Below are 20851 nucleotides of genomic sequence, written 5' to 3' on the forward strand. Positions count from 1 at the left end.
GGGAAGGCGCGCAGCGACTCAGGGGGGTCATTTGAAGTGAGGTCATATGACTTTGGCTCGCATCAGGTCGCCGATGTGCACCACCCCCGTGAGCACCCCTCCCGCATCCACCACCAGCACGCTGGTGATGGCATGCGCCTCCATCATTTCGGCGGCGTCCACCGCAAGGGCGTCCGGGGCAATGCGGCGCGGGTGGGGGTGCATGACCTGGCCCGCCGTGGCAGTGCGCAGGTCGGCCCCGGCCTCGATGCGGCGGCGCAGGTCGCCGTCGGTGAAGATCCCCAGCACCTGGCCGGCGGCATCCACGACGGCCGAGGCGCCCAGGCCCTTGGCACTCATTTCGCGCATGAGGTCGCTGAAGGAGGCGTCGGGAGCCACACGCGGCACCTCGCTGCCGGTGCGCATGACATCGCTCACATGGGTGAGCAGCTTGCGCCCCAACGCACCGCCAGGGTGCGAACGGGCAAAGTCTTCAGGGCGGAAGCCCCGGGCGTCGAGCAGGGCCACGGCCAGCGCGTCGCCCATGGCCAGCTGGGCTGTGGTGCTGGCGGTGGGGGCCAGGTTCAGGGGGCAGGCCTCACGCTCCACGCTGCAGTCGAGCACCAGGTCGGCATGGCGGGCGAGCGTGGACTGCAGCCCGCCGGTCATCGCGATCAGCGGGGCGCCCAGGCGCTTGAGCACGGGCAGGATGGCCGTCAGTTCACCACTTTCGCCGCTGTTGGAGATCGCCAGGACCAGGTCGTCGCCCGTGACCATGCCCAGATCGCCGTGGCTGGCCTCGGCCGGGTGCACAAAAAACGCTGGCGTGCCCGTAGATGCCAGCGTGGCTGCAATCTTGCGGCCCACGTGGCCGCTTTTGCCCATGCCCATCACCACCACACGGCCACGGGCCTGCAGCACCATCAACACAGCCTCGGCAAACACGCCATCGACGCGGGCCGCCAGCCCGGTCAGCGCCGCCGCCTCAATGTCAAAGGTCTCGCGGGCCAGGCGCAGGGCCTGTTCGGCGTCAAAAGGGGGCAGCGTGGCGGGCACAGGGGTCATCCGGTGGATTCTATCGACCGGGCATGCCTGCGCGGGTGGCAGATTTTTTGCCCTGGCTCTGGCATGGACCCTGCTTCGGACAGAAAACACCGAGGGCCGCAGGAAGGCTCGGATAGCATCGAACCATGTCCTCACTCGCCCTCACCTTGCTTTACCTGTTGGCCGCAGTGCTGGGTGTTGTGGTCTGCCGCAGCCTCAAGCTGCCACCCATGCTCGGCTACCTGGCTGCGGGGGTGCTCATCGGCCCCCATGCGCTGGCGCTGACGCAGAACTCGGAAGGGGTGCGGCACCTGGGCGAGTTTGGCGTGGTGTTCCTGATGTTCGCCATCGGGCTGGAGTTCAGCCTGCCCAAGCTGCGCGCCATGCGGCGCCAGGTGTTCGGCCTGGGACTGATGCAGGTGGTGCTGACGATGGTGGTGGTCACCGGCGCGGCACTGGTGCTCTCCCGCTGGGTGGGCGGCGTGTGGGATATGGGCTGGCAGACGGCGCTGGCGCTCTCGGGCGTGATGGCGATGAGCAGTACGGCCATTGTGGTCAAGCTCATGGCCGAGCGGGCCGAGCTCGAAAGCGAACATGGCCGCCGCGTGATGGGTATTCTGCTGTTCCAGGATCTGGCCGTGGTGCCGCTGCTGGTGTTGATCCCCGCGCTGAGTTCCTCGTCAGACCAGCTGCTGACCGCGCTGGCGTGGGCGCTGGTCAAGGCCACGGTGCTGGTGGGCATTCTGCTCACGGGCGGGCAGCGGTTCATGCGCTGGTGGCTCACGCTGGTGGCGCGGCGCAAGAGCGAGGAGCTGTTCATGCTCAACCTGCTGCTGATCACGCTGGGCCTGGCCTGGCTGACCGAACTGGCGGGGCTGAGCCTGGCGCTGGGCGCCTTCATCGCGGGCGTGCTGGTGTCCGAGACAGAGTACAAGCACCAGGTGGGCACGGACATCCGCCCGTTTCACGATGTGCTGCTGGGGCTGTTTTTCATCACCATCGGCATGATGCTGGACTGGCACATCCTGGTGGACCGCTGGGCGCTGGTGCTGGCCCTGCTGACGGTGCCGCTGGTGGTCAAGCTGGGGATCATCCTGGTGCTGGCCCGCAGCATGGGGGCCACCACGGGCGTGGCCCTGCGCACCGGGCTCTACCTGGCCCAGGCGGGGGAGTTCGGATTTGTGCTGCTGTCGCTCACGCAGGCCAACGGGCTGGTGCAGCCCGCGCTGATGAACCCCATCCTGGCGGCCATGGTGCTGTCCATGCTGGCGACGCCGTTTCTCATCATGTACAGCAACCGCATCGTGATGAAGCTGGTGGCCAGCGACTGGCTGCAGCAGTCGCTGCAGATGACGTCCATCGCGCGCAAATCCATCAACACCAGCAAACACGTGATCATCTGCGGCTACGGCCGCTGCGGACAAAACCTGGCGCGAATGCTGGAGCATGAAGGCATCCCCTACATGGCGCTGGACCTGGACCCGGACCGTGTGCGCCAGGCCGCCGCTGCGGGCGATTCGGTGGTGTATGGCGACGCCACCCGCCTGCAGGCGCTGATGGCCGCTGGCCTGGTGCGTGCCAGCGCGGTGGCGATCACCTACATCGACGTGCCGGCCGCCCTGAAGGTGCTGGCCAACGCGCGCTCGCACGCACCGCAGGTGCCCGTGGTGGTGCGCACGCAGGACGACCTGCACCTGGACAAGCTGCAAGAGGCGGGCGCCACCGAGGTCGTGCCCGAGGCGATCGAAGGCTCGCTCATGCTCGCCAGCCACGCGCTGGCCCTGGTGGGCGTGCCCATGCGCCGCGTGCTGCGCCTAGTGCAGGACCAGCGCGATGCGCGCTACAACCTGCTGCGCGGCTACTTCCACGGCGCCGACGACGACACGGCCAACGAGCGCGACCAAGAACGCCTGTCCACCATCAACCTGCCGCCCGGCTCCACAGCCCTGGGCCGCAGCCTGGGCCAGCTGGCCCTGCCCGCCATGGGCGTTCGGGTGGTGAACCTGCGGCGTGGCAACGGCCACATCAGCGCAGCGGAGGACGACGCACAGCTGGCCGAAGGCGACACGCTGGTGCTCTCAGGGCACCCGGCGGCGCTGGCACTGGCGGAGGACAAGTTGTTACGGGGGTAGCAGGGTACATCCCCCTGAGGCACTGCGTGCCTTCCCCCTTCTCTCTAAGCGCTACGCGCTCCGGGAAGGGGGACGATGCCCTCGCTGCGGGGCGGCCCTTGCTTGGCATCTCTCGCCTAGTGCGTGCCAGTGGCTGAGGCTGGCGCCAAAATTTGAACTAAATATGGCCCTAGCGCTTATCTATCAAGCGTCAATAGCTATATATTTAATAGCAAACTACAAAAGCTCGGCGGGCCCTGGCCGCCCGAACAGATAGCCCTGGAACTGCTGGCAACCGTTGCGCAACAGGAACGCGCGCTGCCCTTCGGTTTCCACCCCTTCGGCCACCACGTCCAGGCCCAGGCTGTGGGCCAGGGTGATGATGGTGCAGGCGATGGTGGCGTCGTTGGGGTCGGTGAGCACGTCGCGCACAAAGCTCTGGTCGATTTTGAGCTGGTCCAGTGGCAGGCGCTTGAGGTAGCTCAGGCTCGAATAGCCCGTGCCAAAGTCGTCCAGCGAGAAGCCCACGCCGAGCGTGCGCAGTGCCTGCATCTTGAGGATGCTGTCTTCCACGTCATGCAGCAGCAGGCTTTCGGTCAGTTCGAGCTTGAGGTGGGCCGGGTCCGCCCCGCAATCGCGCAGCACGCTGAGCACTTCGTCGGCAAAGCCGGGTTGGCGAAACTCCTGCGCGCTCACGTTCACGGCCACGGTCCAGTCCGCAGTGTGCGGCGCTGTTGCCCAGAGCGCCAGCTGGCGGCAGGCCATGGTCAGCACCTGGCGCCCTAGCGCCAGGATCAGTCCGGTCTGCTCTGCCAGGGAGATGAAGTCGCCGGGAGGCACCATGCCGCGCTGCGGGTGGTTCCAGCGCACCAGCGCCTCGGCCCCCAGCACCTTGCCGGCCTCGTCCACCACCGGCTGGTAATGCAGCAGGAACTCATTGCGCAGAATGCCCTGCCGCATGTCGCCTTCCAGCGCCGACCTCGCAGACGCCGCCGCCTGCATGGCGGGGTCAAAGAAACACAGCGTGTTGCGGCCCTGCGCCTTGGCCTGGTACATGGCCAGATCGGCGCGCTGGAGCAGCTCCTGCACGGGCAGCTGCACACCGCGAAAAAGGGCAATGCCGATGCTGGGCGTGCTGTGCACTTCGCTGTTTTGCACCACGTAGGGCTCGTTCAGCGCCGCCAGCACCTTTTGCGCCACGGCCTCGGCTTCGGCGGCCGCAACGTCCACCTCGGCGTGGAGGCCCTGCAGCACCACCACGAACTCGTCGCCACCCAAACGCGCCACCGTGTCGGTGGCGCGGACGCACGCGCCGATGCGCCCGCCCACCTGCACGAGCAGCCGGTCTCCCCACTCGTGGCCCATGGTGTCGTTGATGCCCTTGAAGTTGTCGAGGTCCAGGAACAGCAAAGCCCCGTGGCATCCCTCCCGCGCACACGCGTTGGCCGCGCGGTCCAGCCGGTCCATGAGCAGCCGCCGATTGGGAAGGCCGGTGAGTTCGTCATAGAAGGCCAGGCGCTGGATCTCGGCCTCGGCCAGCTTGCGTTCGGTGATGTCGCGCGCCACGCCCCGGTAGCCCGTGAACTGGCCGGCACCATCAAAGATGGGCTCCCCGCTGATGGAGACCCACACGGGCTTTCCGTCTTCGGTCAGACGTTGCATTTCAAAGTCGTGGAACACCTCGTGCGCCTCCAGTTGCCTGCGGTGCTCCCGCCATTGGCCCTCGCTCACAAAGGTATTGGGCAGCTCCCAGCGCGTGCGCCCGTAGTGCATCTCGTCGGGTACACCGGCATCGTTGTAGGGGTTGCCGTCCAGGCGCACAAAGCGGAACTGCGCATCCTGCTCCCAGTACCAGTCGGAGGACAGGTGGGTGAGGCTGCGCCAGCGCGATTCGCTCAGGCGCAAGGCCTCCAGGGTGCTCAGGTAGTCGGTCACGTCCGTGAAAGTGCGCACGCGCCCCCCTGGCTCCAGGGCCCGGGTGCGCACTTCGATGTAGCGGCCGTTGTGGGTGCGCCGCACATAGGTGTCCGGCATGGTGAGCTTGCCACCGTGGGCCGCATATTCCGACGCCACATAGTTGCGCGCTGTGGGTTCTATCAGCTCAAATCCGGTGCCGAAATCGCCCCGTTCGGTCTGAAACCGCACCACGTCCTCGACTTTGGGCTGGGCGGCCAGCAGGGATTCGGGCAGGTCGAGCAGCTCCAGATAGCGCCGGTTGTAGACGCGGATACGTCCCTCCGCATCCACGTTGGTAATGCCTTGCGACACGCTGGCCAGCGTGCCTTCGAGGGCGCGCGTCTTCTCGGCCAGCAACGCGCTGGTGCGCGCGAGTTCCACCTCAACCGCGCTGCGCGCCAGCTCGGCTCGGCGGGCCATTTCCAGCTGGCCCACGGTGTTGAGCAGGGGCTGGAGAAACTGCACGTCTGCCGCCGAATACCCCTCGGGCCGATTGGCCAGGCCCACCATGGCCACCAGTTCGCCCGCCGCATGGATGGGCAGCCCCAGATAGGTGTGCAGCGGGGGATGGCCCGGGGGCGTGCCCGCGCTGCGCGTGTCGTGGCCTGCATCGTTGGTGAGCACCGGCTCGCCCGACACCAGCGCCGCGCCTACCAGGGACTGCAGGTTGTCGAACACCATGCCTTCTTCTGCGTGCTGGGCATAGAGGGCATGGGAGGCCTCGTCCCAACTGATGTCCGTCATCGCATGCACCCGCAGGAAGGGATGCCCGTCGGCGGCACGTTGTACCTGGCCCACCAGGCCAAAGGCACTTTGCGTGAGCGACATCAGCTCCTTGAGTAGGGCCTCGAACGCGGCGCGCGGGCCCGAACTGGCGATGAACATGGCCTGCGCAAGCGATATCGCCTGCAGCAACCGGTGCTGGCGCGTCAGCATGGCCTCTGCCACCAGCCGGGCACGGGCGCTGGAACTGCGCTCCAGCACCGCATCGATCTGCGCGGGCAGGGTCAGCAGATAGTCCAGCGCAGGGTCCTGCACAGCATAGTCATCAAAGCCGTGGCGCAGGGCCTGGGCCGCATGGGTCTCGGCGCCCTTGCGCACGATGATCATGGCCGGGACGCCATCGAGCAGCCGCAGCAGGTCAAAGGCCGAGCCATCGACGCTGCGCTGCGCCGCCAGCACAATGTCCGGCCTGCTGTGCTCCAGGTGGTCCCGGGCCTGCGCCAGCGACTGAGCCACATCCACCCGCCAGCCGGACCAGGGGTCTGCGAGCGCATCCACCACCGCCTGCGCGTGGTGGTGATCGCTTTCGATCAGCAGGATGGAGATGGGCATGGCCGATCGGCGTTGTGGAGTGGTCCAACGGGGGGCGTTACCAAGGGTGTAACAGCACGGAAACATTATGGGGGCTTGCAGCGCTCCGGGCACACCCCCAGGGCACCCACCCCCACCTGGATACACTTTGCCCCACAACGGCCTTTGGCCTGCGCACGTTTGCGCGTGCAGCCTTTCTTTACCCCCTCGACCCCATGCAGCCACTCAGCGTCAACGAATACCTCCGCCAGCACATCCGCACCGTACCCGACTGGCCCGCGCCCGGGGTGCAGTTCCGGGACATCACCCCGCTGCTGCAGGACCCCAAGGTGTTCCGCGTGCTGATCGACGCCTTTGTGCACCGCTACATGGACAAGGCGCTGCGCCCGGATGTGGTGGCCGGGCTGGATGCACGCGGCTTCATCCTGGGTGCCGTGGTGGCCTATGAACTCAACGTGGGTTTTGTGCCCATCCGCAAGAAGGGCAAGCTGCCCTTCACCACGGTGGAGGAAACCTATGAACTTGAATACGGCAGCGCCACGGTGGAGCTGCACACCGACGCCGTAAAGGCAGGCGACCGCGTGCTGCTGATCGATGACCTCATTGCCACGGGCGGCACGATGATGGCGGGCCGCAAGCTGCTGGAGAAACTGGGCGCGACGGTGACCGAGGGCGCCGCCATCGTGGACCTGCCCGAGCTGGGAGGCTCCAAACGGCTGCGCGAATCCGGCCTGCCGCTGTACACGCTGGTGGACTTCGAGGGCCACTGATCACGGCCGCCCAGAGTCCGACGTGCTGCGGCCCGCAGGGTCAGTTCAGTTCAGCTCGCCGTACTGGGTGCTGCTCAGGTCCGGCGCGGGGCCATCGGACCCGGGCATTTCGGTGTCTTCAAACCCCGTAGGCTGCGAAGGCGGCAGCAAAGGCCCCGAACGCACAGGCACACCGGGCTTGGCCGCTGCCAGCGGCACTGCGGCGGTGGTGCCTGCCGCCGAGGCCAGGGCGCGCTTGAACGCCGCCACTTCGTCCGCCTCGATGGGTTCGTACCGTGGTGCTGGGCGTGGTGCGGCGGCGGGCGCAGTGGGCGCCGCAGCAGGCGCAACCGCCGGAGCAGCCAGGGGAGGGCGCAGTGGCGCGGGGGCCGTGGCGGCGGCTGTCGGCACGGGCGCCACCGGGCGGGCCGGGGTGGCCACCACCGGAGCGGGTGCCGTAGCCACCGGAACCGGCCGCCGGGCCAGCGGTGGCGCTGCCTGCAGGGAAGCCCCCTGGGGCGCAACCCCCTTCTGGGGGATACCCACTGCCACGTGGTCATTGATGCGCCAGTACACGGCGGTTACCAGGATGTCGTAGCGGGTTTTGGCCGTCTGGGCAATCAGCGCCTCGATTTCGGACAGGCGCACAGTTTCTCCACCGTATTCACGCGCCAGGTCCATCATGACCAGAAACTGGCGCCCCCGCTGGTCCAGCGACAGCACCTTGAACTTGTAGCTGGCCGACAGCACACCGGCCCGCACCATCGCGTCGCGGACCACCGTGTAGAGCAGCTCGCGGCGCTCCATGCGTTCGTTCTTGCGGTTGGCGGCGTGCTCGGGAGGCAGGGGCTCCACCAGCGGTTTGCCCTGGCGGCCTGGCGAGAGCGGTACCGTGGCATCGGCATTCAACAGGCCCGACGGTTCGGCCATGGGCCGGGGCTTGGGGGGAGCAGGTTTGCGGCTAAACCAACTGAACAGAGACATGGCTTGCTTTCTACGGGACGGCGCCAGAAAAATCCAAATTGAGTGTAACTTGCTGTACACCCATTCTTGCCCCGCAAAAGCCCGCAGGCCACCACCACATCGGTGGTCTGTCAGGTGGCAGCAACGCGGCGGCGGCGATTGCCCAGCCGCTTGGCCAGTACCGCACCAGCGGCCATCACCAGACCCAGCGCAATGGCAGGCTGGCGGATGGAAAGTTCGGTGAAGCGGATGGCGGTCAGGCTCCACAGCTTGCAGGGCGCGCTGGCCTGCACGGTGGCGCTACGGGAGCGGTGCGAGAAAAACGCACCTTCGCCCACCACGGAGCCTGCCCCGACGATCGCCAGACGCAAGCGCTCTTTTTCGTCCTGGTAGTGCACGCTCAGGCTGCCGCTTTCCACCAGGTACAAGGTGCGGTCTGTAGCGCCCTGCGTGAACAACACCTGTCCGGCGGGCATGACCACGGGCAGAAGGTAAGACGAGAGGATGTCCCACTGCGCCTGGGTCAGCGGGTTGGTCATGCTGTCGTCGGCACTGGCCTGTGCGATGGCATCGATCAGACCTTGCAGGTCTACCTTGGAAACAACAGGCGTGGGAACATTCATGGTTTGCCGAAAGTACCCTTGTTACAGATTGCGCACAAGCGCTGTTTACGTCCATTTACAACATAAGCGACAGGCGGCGGCCTGTGCGCCCTGGTCGGAGGCCAGCCCGTTCAAACTGCACGAACAGTCGCACTTCTGCGGACCTATTTGCCAATACAGAAACTGGAAAAAATGACGCCCAGCAGGTCATCCGAGCTGAACTCGCCGGTGATGGCGCTGAGGGCATTCTGAGCCAGGCGCAACTCTTCGGCCAACAGATCCAGCGCCGGGCCCTGGGCCTGCAGCTGGTCGGCCGCCTCCTGCAGGTGAGCCCCCACGGCCTGCAGTGCCTCCACATGCCGGGCGCGGGCAATGTAGAGGCCTTCCGGCGCGGACTGCCAGCCGGCTACTTCCAGAAGCAGGCGCCGCAGGCCATCCAGCCCCTCGCCCGTCCGGGCAGACAGGTGCACGCCAGGCCGGGCGTTTTCACCCGCCGCCGCAGCCGCCCCTGGCGCCCGGTCGAGCTTGTTCCAGACGTCAATCACGGGAATGCTCTTGGGCATTTTTTGGGCCATCGCGTTTGCTATATCGGCGTCACCAGCTATGTATTCAGGAGCATCCGCACGCTCCAGGTCATGCAGGAACAGCACCGCGTCGGCCCCGGCAATTTCGTCCCAGGCGCGGGCGATGCCGATGCGCTCCACCTCGTCCTCGCTGTCGCGCAGGCCGGCGGTGTCGATGATGTGCAGGGGCACACCTTCGATCTGGATGGTCTGCTGCACCTTGTCGCGGGTGGTGCCTGCAATGGGGGTGACGATGGCCAGCTCGGCCCCCGCCAGCGCGTTGAGCAACGAGCTTTTACCGGCATTGGGCTGGCCTGCGATCACCACCTTGATGCCCTCGCGCAGCAGCGCGCCCTGGCGCGCCCGCTGCATCACCGAGGCCAATGTTTGCTGCAAATTCGATAGCTGTCCATGCGCATCTGCCTTGCGCAGGAAGTCGATTTCTTCCTCAGGGAAGTCCAGCGTGGCCTCCACCAGCATGCGCAGGTGGATGAGGGCATCACGCAGGCCATGGATCTCAGCCGAAAAAGCCCCGGTCAGCGAGCGGCTGGCGCTGCGGGCAGCCGCCTCGGTGCTGGCGTCGATCAGGTCGGCAATCGCCTCGGCCTGGGCCAGGTCGATCTTGTCGTTCAGAAAGGCGCGCTCGGTGAACTCGCCCGGCTGGGCGACGCGCAAGCCGCGCAGATTGGGCTGGCCGGTAGCGGGGTCGGTGGCGGCACCCGCCTCCAGGCAGCGTGCCAGCAGCAGTTGCAGCACCACCGGGCCGCCGTGGGCCTGCAGCTCCAGCACGTCTTCGCCGGTGTAGCTGTGCGGGCCGGGAAAGTACAGCGCCAGCCCCTGGTCGATGGCCTGGCCCTGCGCATCGCGAAAGGGCAGGTAGGTGGCCTCGCGGGGCTTGAGGGTGCGCCCGCAAACCGCCTGCACCAGCGCATCCAACCCGCGCCCTGACACGCGCACGATGCCGACGGCCCCACGCCCCGGGGCGGTGGCAATGGCGACGATGGGGTCTTGGTGGCGGGCAAGCATGTGCGGCGATTTTGGGAAGAGAGCGCCAAAAATTGGCGCGGCCCAAGCGCGAGACACCGCGCAAGGGCCGCCCCGCCGCGCTGGTGTCGTCCCCCTTCCCGCGCGCAGCGCGAGAGAAAGGGGGAAGCGGCGCAGCCGCTCAGGGGGTTACTTAAATTTTGGCAGGTTGAACTGCGGTGGCACGCCCATGCGGGTGTTGATGAGCCACTGCTGCGCAATCGACAGGATGTTGTTGGTCAGCCAGTACAGCACCAGGCCGGCCGGGAAGAAGAAGAACATCACGCTGAAGATCAGCGGCATGAACCACATCATCTTGGCCTGCATCGGGTCTGGCGGCGCGGGGTTCAGGGCTGTCTGCAGCAGCGAGCTGGCGGTCATCAACAGCGGCAGGATGAAGAACGGGTCAGGCGTCGACAGATCGTGAATCCAGCCGATCCAGGGCGCGTTGCGCATCTCAACGCTGGACAGCAGCACCCAGTACAGCGCAATGAACACGGGGATCTGGATCATGATGGGGAAGCAACCACCCATGGGGTTGACCTTTTCCTCGCGGTAGATGCGCATCATCTCCTGCTGCATCTGCTGCGGCTTGTCCTTCAGGCGCTCGCGCATCTCCATGATCTTGGGGTTGATGGCCTTCATCTTGGCCATGCTGGCGTAGGCCTTGGCATTGAGCCAGTAGAACGCGATCTTGAGCAGCAGCACCAGGGCGACGATGGACCAGCCCCAGTTGTTCAGCAGCTTGTGCAGCTGGTCCAGCAGCCAGTACAGCGGCTTGGACAGGATGGTGAGCCAGCCATAGTCCTTGACCAGCTCCAGGCCGGGGTACAGCTTTTCCATCATCGTTTCGACCTGCGGGCCAGCGAACAGGCGCGCATCGATGGTCTTGGTGGCACCGGGCTCGATGGCGCCCAGCGAGGTCAGCATACCCACGGAGTACAGGTTGGTGTCCACCTTGCGGGTGAAGGGCTCGCGCTGCACACCGTCGGCCAGCAGCCATGCTGTGGCGAAGTAATGCTGCACCATGGCCACGTAGCCGTTGGGCGAGTCCTTGGGGATGTCGATCTTGCCGTTGTCGATGTCCTTGAACTCGATCTTCTGGTACTTCTTGGCGTCGGTGTAGACGGCCGGGCCGGTGAAGGTGGAGTAGAACGACGACTCTCCGGGAGGCTTGTTGCCATCGCGCACCAATTGCAGGTACAACTGGGGCGACACCGCCGCGCTGCCCGTATTGACGATGTCGTGCTTGACCGCGATGTCATAGGCGCCACGTTTGATGGTCCAGGTCTTGACCAGCTTCACGCCGCCCTGTGCAGGCGATTCGAAGCGAACGCTGATTTCATCTTCACCGTCCTTGAGTTCACGCGGGCCGGGCACCACGGTCATGGCGGTCTTGTGGGTGGGGAACGTGCCACCGATCAGGCCGGTTTGCGCCACATAAACGCGCTGGGCGCTTTCGTCGAGCAACAGGAAATTGCGGGCCTTGTCGGCCATGTCGGCGTGCTTGAGCAGCTCGGCATGCGTGAGCGAGCCGCCTTCGCTGTCAAACACTAGGCGATACAGGTCGGTCTTGACTTCGATGCGCTCGCGGGGGGCAGGTGCTGCCGCAGCAGCCGCTGGCTGGCCCGGCACGGCGGAGGCCCCCGTCGCTGCAGCGGCCACGGGTGCACTCGTGGAAGGCACGCTGGCAGCCCCGGTCGCACCCGACGCAGCGCCAGCAGCGGCGGGTGCCGTCACGGCGGGCGTGGTGGGGAAAAAGGTGGCCTTGTTGCCGTTGTGCAGCTGCCACTTGTCCCACAGCAGAACCATGGAAAAGCCAAAAATCACCCACAGGATGGTGCGGCGAATGTCGTTCATGAAGACTTCTTTGGTGAGGATGGTTGGGTGTTGGAAGGATGAAGCCGCGAGAAAAGCCGCATGCTGCGCGGCAATTGTTGCGGGACCGGGTCATGGCCCCCGTCACACCAGGGGTGGCAGCGTACCAGCCTGCGCACCGTGAGATAGCTACCCGCCGCAGCGCCATGCTGCTCCAGCGCCTGTAGCGAATAGGCCGAGCAGGTCGGTTCAAACCGGCACGACGAACCCAGCCAAGGGCTCAGGAACAGCCGGTAGCCCTTGACGACACCGATCAAGAGGCGCTGCATCAGCATGGCACCACCGGCTCTGCAACACCACCTTGTTGCTGCGCAGGGGCAGCAGCACCGGCCCCACCTGCACGCCGTGCGGCGTAGCCAAACAGCTGCAGCAGCTCTGCCCGCACCGCCTGCTTGAGCTGGTCGGACGTAGCGCTCACGAACTGCTTGCGGTCAAACGCCGTGCGCAGACGCACCACATGGGCGGCCTGCGGGAGCCGCGCTTCAAACGTGGCGCCCACGGTGTAGATCTGTCGCTTGATGGTGTTGCGCGTCACCGCGCGGCGCGCCCAGCGCTTGGGCACCATGGCACCCAGCCAGACGCCCTGCACGGCAAACAGGGCCTGCGGCCCTTGCTGTTGTGGCAAGGAGCCGGGCCCTGTGGGTAAAGCAGCACTGGCTTGGCGGTCAGCCGCAGCACCTTCGGCATCCAGCACCAGACGGTGCAGCACAAAATGCACTGTACGGGAGACAGTGCCCCCCGCCATGGTGGCCTGGAACTGCGGACGGGTTTTCAGCCTGTGCATGCAAGCGCCCCGTTTGGAACCTGGCGGTACAAGCCGGGAACAGGCGGGGAGCAGGCCGTAGACCGTAGCGGCCTTAGACGGCCAGGCGCTTGCGGCCCTTGGCGCGGCGTGCGTTGATAACGGCACGGCCGCCGCGGGTCTTCATGCGGACGAGGAAACCGTGGGTGCGCGCGCGGCGCGTCTTGGAGGGCTGATAAGTACGTTTCATGGTGCTATTCCTTGAGGTTCAGTTCCGGACTGCTGCTCTTGAACCCCCTGCAATCTGCGCAGCCACGCCCTGTACAACAGGACTTTGGCGGCAGATCCACGGGGCAGAAATAACGGCGCGCCGGGTCAAATCACCCTGAACACATTCAGGGAAACCCGAGATTATCGCAGGCTAGCCAGCTGCTGGCAATGCCTTTTGGCTGGCAGGCTTATCTCCGGATCACGTTTCGGCTTGTTTTATCGCGGCTTATCACGGGTTCTCGGCAACTACGGCTGCGATTTTCAATGGGTACACGCCAGCATCACAGCGCCCCCTGAACGACTATCAACACCTCTGACCACCGCAGTTTTCAAATTGTGGATAACTATTTGACAAGCTACAATCCGCCGCCCAGCCCCGTTCCTCCTATCCACAACAAGAATCCCCCTGAAATGATCGAGGAACCCTCCCGCAGCCCCCAACATTCACCCGGTGCAGATGCCGGCCAGGGCCTGTGGCAAGCCTGCGTAGAGCAACTGGCGCAAGACCTGCCCGAGCAGCAGTTCAACACCTGGATCAAGCCCCTGATTGCCCAGGTGGCCGAAGACTTCTCCAAGGTCACAGTGCTGGTGGGCAACCGGTTCAAGCTCGACTGGATCCGGGCGCAGTATGCGGGCCGCATTGCCGCATTGCTCGAAGGCCTGTATGGCCAGCCCGTCACCCTGGAGTTAGCGCTCGCTCAGCGGGAATCCGTTGTACGCACTTACGCACGACCCGCAGCGTCTGAACCATCGAACACCGCAACGCAGTCCGAACCGCCATCGAGCCACAGCGATGAAGCCTCGGCGGGCGCCTTCCGCAACCGGCTCAATGCAGGCCTCACCTTTGAGACGCTGGTGGAAGGCACGGCCAACCGCATGGCGCGCTCGGCCGCCATGCACGTGGCGGGCATGCCCGGCCACCTGTACAACCCGCTGTTTATCTATGGCGGCGTGGGCTTGGGCAAGACCCACCTGGTGCACGCTGTGGGCAACCGCCTGCTGCAGGACAAGCCCGACGCCAAAGTTCTCTACATCCATGCCGAGCAGTTTGTGTCGGATGTGGTTAAGGCCTACCAGCGGCGCACCTTTGATGAATTCAAGGAGCGCTACCACTCGCTCGACCTGCTGCTGATCGACGATGTGCAGTTCTTCGCCAACAAGGACCGCACGCAGGAAGAATTCTTCAACGCGTTCGAAGCCTTGCTGGCCAAGAAGTCGCACATCGTGATGACGTCGGACACGTATCCGAAGGGCCTGGCCAACATCCACGAGCGGCTGGTGTCGCGCTTCGACTCGGGCCTGACGGTGGCCATCGAGCCACCCGAGCTGGAAATGCGCGTGGCCATCCTGATCAACAAGGCCCGCGTCGAAGGCACCGAGATGCCCGAAGAAGTGGCCTTTTTCGTGGCCAAGAACGTGCGCTCCAACGTGCGCGAGCTCGAAGGCGCGCTGCGCAAGATCCTGGCTTACTCGCGCTTCAACCAGAAAGAGATTTCCATCCAGCTCGCCCGCGAGGCACTGCGCGATCTGCTGTCGATCCAGAACCGGCAGATTTCTGTGGAAAACATCCAGAAAACGGTGGCTGACTACTACAAGATCAAGGTCGCCGACATGTACAGCAAGAAGCGCCCGGCCAGCATTGCCCGGCCGCGCCAGATTGCGATGTACCTGGCCAAGGAACTGACGCAAAAGAGTCTTCCCGAGATCGGAGAATTGTTTGGCGGGCGCGACCACACCACCGTTTTGCATGCAGTGCGCAAGATTTCGGGCGAGCGCCAGCAGCTGACCGAGTTGAACCAGCAGTTGCATGTGCTGGAACAGACCCTGAAAGGCTGACAACCGGTGGGAGAGACCCCGAAAAGAACCCGCCCGGTAAACGGGCAAAATGGCGGGTTATACAGCAGGGGGAGGCACGACCTGTGCCGCTGTCCACGCACCGTCCCAAAAACCACAAGAGGTTGAAGACATGATCGTCCTGAAGGCAACACAAGACAAGGTTCTCGCGGTTCTGCAATCCGTGGCTGGCATCGTGGAGCGCCGCCACACGCTGCCCATCCTGGCCAATGTGCTGATCCGCAAGACGGGCAATGCCCTGCAGCTGACGACCAGCGACCTCGAAATCCAGATCCGCACCACGGCTGAGCTGGGCGGCGACACCGGCGACTTCACCACCACCGTGGGGGCGCGCAAGCTCATCGACATCCTGCGCACCATGCCGGGCGACCAGACCGTTAGCCTCGAATCGGCCCAGTCCAAGCTCATCCTGAAAGGCGGCAAGAGCCGCTTCACGCTGCAAAGCCTGCCGGCTGAAGACTTCCCGCTGGTGCAAGAGTCTGCCGCCTTCGGCCCCGTGTTCGCCGTGCCGCAAAAGACGCTGAAAGATCTGCTCGGTCAGGTGTCGTTTGCCATGGCGGTGCAGGACATCCGCTACTACCTCAACGGCATCCTGTTCGTGGCTGAGGGCAAGCAACTGTCCCTGGTGGCCACCGACGGCCACCGCCTGGCTTTTGCCAGCGCCACGCTGGATGTGGAAGTGCCCAAGCAGGAAGTCATCCTGCCGCGCAAGACCGTGATCGAGTTGCAGCGTTTGCTCAGCGATGCGGGCGGCGAGAACCAGCCCCACATCGAGATGCAGTTCGCCAACAACCAGGCCAAGTTCACCTTTGGCGGCATGGAGTTCGTCACCAAGCTGGTCGAGGGCAAGTTCCCCGACTACAACCGCGTGATCCCCAAGAACCACAAGAACAGCATCACCCTGGGCCGCGCCCCGCTGCTGGCCAGCCTGCAGCGCACGGCCATCATGACCAGCGACAAGTTCAAGGGGGTGCGCCTGAACCTGGAGCCCGGCACCCTGCGCGTGGCGTCGAACAACGCAGAGCAGGAAGAGGCCGTGGACGAGCTCGACATCGACTACGGTGGCGACACCATCGAGATCGGCTTCAACGTGACCTACCTCATCGACGCCCTGGCCAACATGGGCCAGGACATGGTGAAGGTGGAGCTTTCGGACGGCAACAGCTCTGCGCTGCTGACCATCCCCGAGAACGACAGCTTCAAGTACGTGGTCATGCCAATGCGCATTTGAGGCGGCCCCCGCCCTGCTGCACAGCCTGACCACGACGACTACCGTTTTGATAGCTGCTAGCGCTTACTGGATAAGCGCTAGAGCCCAATTTGACCCATATTGACACATTGGAAACCCCGGTTTCCACGGATCCCAAGGCCCACCATGACCGTTGACAACATCCCCTCCGAGCCCGAAGACACCGGCGTCTCCGGCCATGTTGAGCCCACCCTCGCCAAGATCGACACCAACCAGGCCGGGGCCAGCGAAAGCTACGGCGAAGGCGCCATCACCATCCTCGAAGGCCTGGAGGCCGTGCGCAAGCGCCCCGGCATGTACATCGGCGATACCAGCGACGGCACCGGCCTGCACCACCTGGTGTTCGAGGTGGTCGACAACTCCATCGACGAAGCCCTGGCCGGCCACTGCGACGACATCGTCGTCACCATCCATTCCGACAACTCCATCAGCGTCACCGACAACGGCCGGGGCATCCCGACAGGCGTGAAGATGGACGACAAGCACGAGCCCAAGCGCTCGGCCGCCGAGATCGCACTGACCGAACTGCACGCGGGCGGCAAGTTCAACCAGAACAGCTACAAGGTCTCGGGCGGCCTGCACGGCGTGGGCGTGAGCTGCGTGAACGCGCTCAGCAAGATGCTGCGCTTGACCGTGCGCCGCGAAGGCAAGGTGCACGCGCTGGAGTTCAGCAAGGGCTTCGTGCAGAACCGCATCGTGCAGACGGTGGACGGCGTGGAAGTCTCGCCCATGCAGGTGCTGGACGACACCGACAAGCGCGGCACCGAAGTGCACTTCTTGCCCGACACCGAGATTTTCAAAGAGAACAACGAGTTCCACTACGAGATCCTGGCCAAGCGCCTGCGCGAACTCTCGTTCCTGAACAACGGCGTGCGCATTCGCCTGAAGGACGAGCGCAGCGGCAAAGAAGACGACTTCTCGGGCGCTGGTGGCGTGCGCGGCTTTGTGGAGTTCATCAACAAGGGCAAGACCGTCCTGCACCCCACCTCGTTCTACGCAGCCGGTGAACGCCCGGCCGAGACGTATGGCGGCATCCCTGGCACCCACATCGGCGTGGAAGTGGCGATGCAGTGGAACAGCGCGTACAGCGAGCAAGTGCTCTGCTTTACCAACAACATCCCCCAGCGTGACGGCGGCACCCACCTCACCGGCCTGCGCGCCGCGATGACCCGCGTCATCAACAAGTACATCGAAGAAAACGAGTTCGCCAAGAAGGCCAAGGTCGAAGTGACCGGCGACGACATGCGCGAAGGCCTGTGCTGCGTGCTCAGCGTAAAGGTGCCCGAGCCCAAGTTCAGCAGCCAGACCAAGGACAAGCTGGTATCGAGCGAAGTGCGCGCCCCCGTGGAAGACATCGTGGGCAAGCTGCTGACCGACTACCTGCAGGAGCGCCCGGCCGACGCCAAGATCATCTGCGGCAAGATCGTGGAAGCCGCCCGCGCCCGCGAAGCCGCCCGCAAGGCCCGCGAAATGACCCGCCGCAAGGGCGTGCTCGACGGCATGGGCCTGCCCGGCAAGCTGGCCGACTGCCAGGAAAAAGACCCCGCCCTGTGCGAAATCTACATCGTCGAGGGTGACTCCGCCGGAGGCTCTGCCAAGCAGGGCCGTGACCGCAAGTTCCAGGCCATCCTGCCGCTGCGCGGCAAGATCCTGAACGTGGAAAAGGCCCGCTACGAAAAGCTGCTGACCAGCAACGAAATCCTGACGCTGATCACGGCGCTCGGCACCGGCATCGGCAAGGCGGGCGGCACCACCGGAGGCGACGACTTCGACGTGGCCAAGCTGCGCTACCACCGCATCATCATCATGACCGACGCCGACGTCGACGGCGCCCACATCCGCACCCTGCTGCTCACCTTCTTCTACCGCCAGATGCCCGAACTGGTCGAGCGCGGCCACATCTACATTGCCCAGCCACCGCTGTACAAGGTGAAAGCCGGCAAGGAAGAGCTGTACCTGAAGGACGCCCCCGCGCTCGACGGCTTCTTGCTGCGCATTGCGCTCAACCACGCCAGCGTGACCACCGGCGGTGCCAACCCGCAAACCCTGACTGGCGACACCCTGGCCGAACTGGCGCGCAAGCACCAGATCGCCGAAAGCGTGATTGCCCGCCTGGGCAACTTCATGGACGCCGAAGCCCTGCGCGCCATTGCCGACGGCGTGAGCTTGAAGCTCGACACCGTGGCCGACGCTGAAGCCAGCGCCGTGGCCCTGCAGGCCAAGCTGCGCGAACTGAACACCACCGGCGCCCCCGCCGAAGTGGCTGGCGAGTTCGACGCCCGCACCGACAAGCCCCTGCTGCGCATCAGCCGCCGCCACCACGGCAACATCAAGAGCAGCGTCATCACGCAAGACTTCGTGCACGGCGCCGACTACGCCGCCCTGGCCGAAGCCGCAGAGACCTTCCGCGGCCTGCTGGGCGAGGGCGCCAAGGCCCTGCGCGGCGAAGGCGAAAAGCAGAAGGAAGAAAAAGTCGGCGACTTCCGCCAGGCCATGAAGTGGCTGATCAGCGAAGCTGAACGCAGCACATCCCGCCAGCGCTACAAGGGCCTGGGCGAGATGAACCCCGAGCAGCTGTGGGAAACCACGATGGACCCCAACGTGCGCCGCCTGCTGCGCGTGCAGATCGACGATGCGATCGAGGCGGACCGGGTGTTCACGATGCTGATGGGGGATGAGGTGGAACCGCGGCGAGATTTCATTGAGACCAACGCTTTGCGCGCCGGGAATATCGACGTTTGAGGCGTTTATTCGCTCTAAGGAAAACAACGACTTTAATAAGTCGTTGTTTTTATTGACTTTTTAATCTTCGCCATCGTTGTTATCTTCGAGTACAGATAACAAAGACAACTCAACACCTGCCCCGTTCGGCTTGGTGTACGCCATGTTCCGCTTGGCACGGCCTGGTACGGGCATCAAAAGCCCTTGCTCACGCCAGGCTGCCAATAGCTTCGATGCTTTTAGCGTGTCCACCCCAGCAATTCGGACGACATCGGCGTTGGCAATCGATCCGTGGCGATCAATCCAGTCACTTACCTCATCCCAGGCTGTGGGCCTTTTCAAGTTAAAGAGGGTGACAGCCACGCTCTCCACGGCCATCTCGGTGTTCTGCTTGTACTGGGGCGGGTACAACTCAGCCAATGCCATTTCAGAGAACATCATCCGGACGCCTTCCCCCGCGTCGATGTTCGGTGCGACGGGAAATTCGCGCAAGTTGCTGGCTATCAAAGGATTGCGCGCCCTCGACCCCGACCGGGCGATATTGGCCGGCGTAATGTTGCCGGGCAGCAAGCCGGGACTTTCCACTTCGACACGGTCGTCAAAGATGCGAACAAAGATATCGCGGTTCAGCCGATAGTCACGGTGAATAACGGCATTCACGATCGCCTCTTTCACAACCCGCTCAGGATAGGCATGAAGCGTCTTGAACCCGCTGTTGCTCAGCGTTAGCCCTTGAGCAAGTTCATCCATCACCAGCCTGACCGCTGCATCGATCTGATCAATCAACGGGCCACGGATGGTCTTGGCCGCCTTGCGTAAGTTGGGGGTAGCTCCGCTCGAAACCTGTTTGCCGTCGTACACCATCACACGCACATCGGCACGGCTGTCAAAAGCCGCAAGCAGGCTACCTGGCTCGTCCGCAAACAACAGCACGGCGGCTCGCCTCGGTTGAACCACGCCATCCACCTCTTCAGCAAGACCAATGCGCAAAAGCTGGTCTGCAAAGCTACCGGATAACGGGCCACGTGCCTCGGCAAAACGTTTCCATGCCGTGGTTTGCAGCCGATCAAGGGCTACCGAGACGGGCTCGCTGCTCGCGCTTCGCGCCCCGCGCCGGTACGACAGCTCGGTACTTTCCGCCGCACTCATAGGCCGATTACCAGCTTCCATGCGCGTGAAGGTGCCACCGTTCAAGATGGAGTGCACATGGCTGCTACGGCCCACATGCACCAACAACAGATGACCACTCTGCCCTTTGGCCGGGCCATTGTGGAGACGACACGACACCGCAACCATACGCACCGTGCTGATGGCGGGCGAAAACTCTGTCAGCAGCTTGCGTCGCAGTTCATCCACGCCCTCGGGGTTTTCTTCCACACCAAACAACCGGGCATCGCCCTTGAACTCCTTCAGGTCCGCCACGCCCAGCACCAGCGTACCGCCGTCGGTGTTCGCCAAAGCGCAAACCGTTTCCAGCGCCTTGCCCACCATCTTGCCGCTGACGCGCTTGAACTCGAGATGGCGGGATTCGCCCATCGTGATGAGCTGTTGCACGAGGGCGGCGTTATCGATGGCCGCAGTGGGAGTCAAATTCATGGCGTGTGTCTCCTCAAGCAGCCACAGAAGCCACCAGCGCGTCGGCCAGACGGGCCTGCACTGCCTCGCGTTCGGCCAAGCGCTGGCGCAGGTCGGCACACAGGCGGCGCAGGGCGGTGACGCGGGTGACGATGCGGGATTGTTCGGAGAGAGGGGCAAGCATCACCTGGGCATCCAGCAGTCCTGAACCGCCCCGGGTTTTGAGGAGGCTCTTTTCTCTGAGAGGATTGAGCTATG

Annotated in this window: 16 protein-coding genes; 5 read left to right on the forward strand and 11 right to left on the reverse strand. The window is 64.5% G+C overall.

The genetic code is table 11. The features are described from left to right. Positions 1–42 precede the first annotated feature (42 nt). Positions 43–1044 (reverse strand): KpsF/GutQ family sugar-phosphate isomerase, encoded by a 1002-nt coding sequence (locus tag ACODS0_RS08865; RefSeq protein WP_228897095.1) that lies wholly within the window; start codon positions 1042–1044, stop codon positions 43–45. 125 nt (positions 1045–1169) lie between these two features. Between ACODS0_RS08865 and ACODS0_RS08870 the strand changes: the two genes are divergently transcribed. Next, positions 1170–3155 carry a monovalent cation:proton antiporter family protein gene (locus ACODS0_RS08870; protein WP_055401241.1) on the forward strand — a complete coding sequence of 662 codons (1986 nt, stop codon included), beginning with the start codon at positions 1170–1172 and terminating at the stop codon, positions 3153–3155. 216 nt (positions 3156–3371) lie between these two features. On the opposite strand, the gene ACODS0_RS08875 is transcribed toward ACODS0_RS08870, so the two are convergent. Next, positions 3372–6425 carry an EAL domain-containing protein gene (locus ACODS0_RS08875; protein WP_488834347.1) on the reverse strand — a complete coding sequence of 1018 codons (3054 nt, stop codon included), beginning with the start codon at positions 6423–6425 and terminating at the stop codon, positions 3372–3374. Between the two features lie 194 nt (positions 6426–6619). Here ACODS0_RS08875 and ACODS0_RS08880 point away from each other — a divergent pair, with 194 nt between their 5' ends. Beyond that, complete coding sequence (locus tag ACODS0_RS08880) at positions 6620–7174, forward strand: adenine phosphoribosyltransferase (RefSeq protein WP_121421703.1); 555 nt, start codon at positions 6620–6622, stop codon at positions 7172–7174. A gap of 45 nt (positions 7175–7219) precedes the next feature. Here ACODS0_RS08880 and ACODS0_RS08885 read toward each other — a convergent pair whose 3' ends face one another. The 7 genes from ACODS0_RS08885 to rpmH form a co-directional block, all read right to left on the reverse strand. After that, positions 7220–8137 carry a hypothetical protein gene (locus tag ACODS0_RS08885; protein ID WP_055401235.1) on the reverse strand — a complete coding sequence of 306 codons (918 nt, stop codon included), beginning with the start codon at positions 8135–8137 and terminating at the stop codon, positions 7220–7222. 110 nt (positions 8138–8247) lie between these two features. After that, the gene (locus ACODS0_RS08890) at positions 8248–8739 is read right to left on the reverse strand and encodes a Crp/Fnr family transcriptional regulator (protein ID WP_055401233.1); all 492 of its coding nucleotides are present in this window, start codon (positions 8737–8739) and stop codon (positions 8248–8250) included. Positions 8740–8882: 143 nt separating this feature from the next. Next, complete coding sequence (gene mnmE, locus ACODS0_RS08895; protein WP_207401975.1) at positions 8883–10307, reverse strand: tRNA uridine-5-carboxymethylaminomethyl(34) synthesis GTPase MnmE; 1425 nt, start codon at positions 10305–10307, stop codon at positions 8883–8885. A gap of 147 nt (positions 10308–10454) precedes the next feature. Beyond that, a complete protein-coding gene (gene yidC, locus ACODS0_RS08900) occupies positions 10455–12164 on the reverse strand; it encodes a membrane protein insertase YidC (protein WP_121421705.1) in 1710 nt (569 codons plus the stop codon). After that, positions 12161–12454 (reverse strand): membrane protein insertion efficiency factor YidD, encoded by a 294-nt coding sequence (gene yidD / locus ACODS0_RS08905; RefSeq protein ID WP_055401258.1) that lies wholly within the window; start codon positions 12452–12454, stop codon positions 12161–12163. The genes yidC and yidD overlap by 4 nt, the downstream gene beginning before the upstream one ends. After that, positions 12451–12966 carry a ribonuclease P protein component gene (locus tag ACODS0_RS08910; protein WP_488834353.1) on the reverse strand — a complete coding sequence of 172 codons (516 nt, stop codon included), beginning with the start codon at positions 12964–12966 and terminating at the stop codon, positions 12451–12453. The genes yidD and ACODS0_RS08910 overlap by 4 nt, the downstream gene beginning before the upstream one ends. A 73-nt stretch (positions 12967–13039) precedes the next feature. Further along, positions 13040–13174: a 50S ribosomal protein L34 gene (gene rpmH, locus ACODS0_RS08915; RefSeq protein ID WP_005798102.1), complete on the reverse strand. Its 135-nt coding sequence runs from the start codon at positions 13172–13174 to the stop codon at positions 13040–13042. A gap of 431 nt (positions 13175–13605) precedes the next feature. Between rpmH and dnaA the strand changes: the two genes are divergently transcribed. From dnaA to gyrB, 3 genes are all read left to right on the forward strand, one after another. Beyond that, positions 13606–15030, forward strand: coding sequence for a chromosomal replication initiator protein DnaA (dnaA, locus tag ACODS0_RS08920; protein ID WP_121421707.1), 1425 nt, complete (start codon positions 13606–13608; stop codon positions 15028–15030). Between the two features lie 130 nt (positions 15031–15160). After that, complete coding sequence (gene dnaN / locus ACODS0_RS08925; protein ID WP_055401227.1) at positions 15161–16279, forward strand: DNA polymerase III subunit beta; 1119 nt, start codon at positions 15161–15163, stop codon at positions 16277–16279. Between the two features lie 144 nt (positions 16280–16423). Continuing rightward, a complete protein-coding gene (gene gyrB / locus ACODS0_RS08930) occupies positions 16424–19039 on the forward strand; it encodes a DNA topoisomerase (ATP-hydrolyzing) subunit B (protein WP_055401225.1) in 2616 nt (871 codons plus the stop codon). Positions 19040–19099: 60 nt separating this feature from the next. On the opposite strand, the gene ACODS0_RS08935 is transcribed toward gyrB, so the two are convergent. Both ACODS0_RS08935 and ACODS0_RS08940 read right to left on the reverse strand, forming a co-directional pair. Beyond that, positions 19100–20614 (reverse strand): ATP-binding protein, encoded by a 1515-nt coding sequence (locus tag ACODS0_RS08935; protein WP_488834356.1) that lies wholly within the window; start codon positions 20612–20614, stop codon positions 19100–19102. A gap of 13 nt (positions 20615–20627) precedes the next feature. Continuing rightward, positions 20628–20777, reverse strand: coding sequence for a hypothetical protein (locus tag ACODS0_RS08940; RefSeq protein ID WP_488834357.1), 150 nt, complete (start codon positions 20775–20777; stop codon positions 20628–20630). Positions 20778–20851 lie beyond the last annotated feature (74 nt).

Source organism: Acidovorax sp. FG60, from assembly GCF_057808995.1.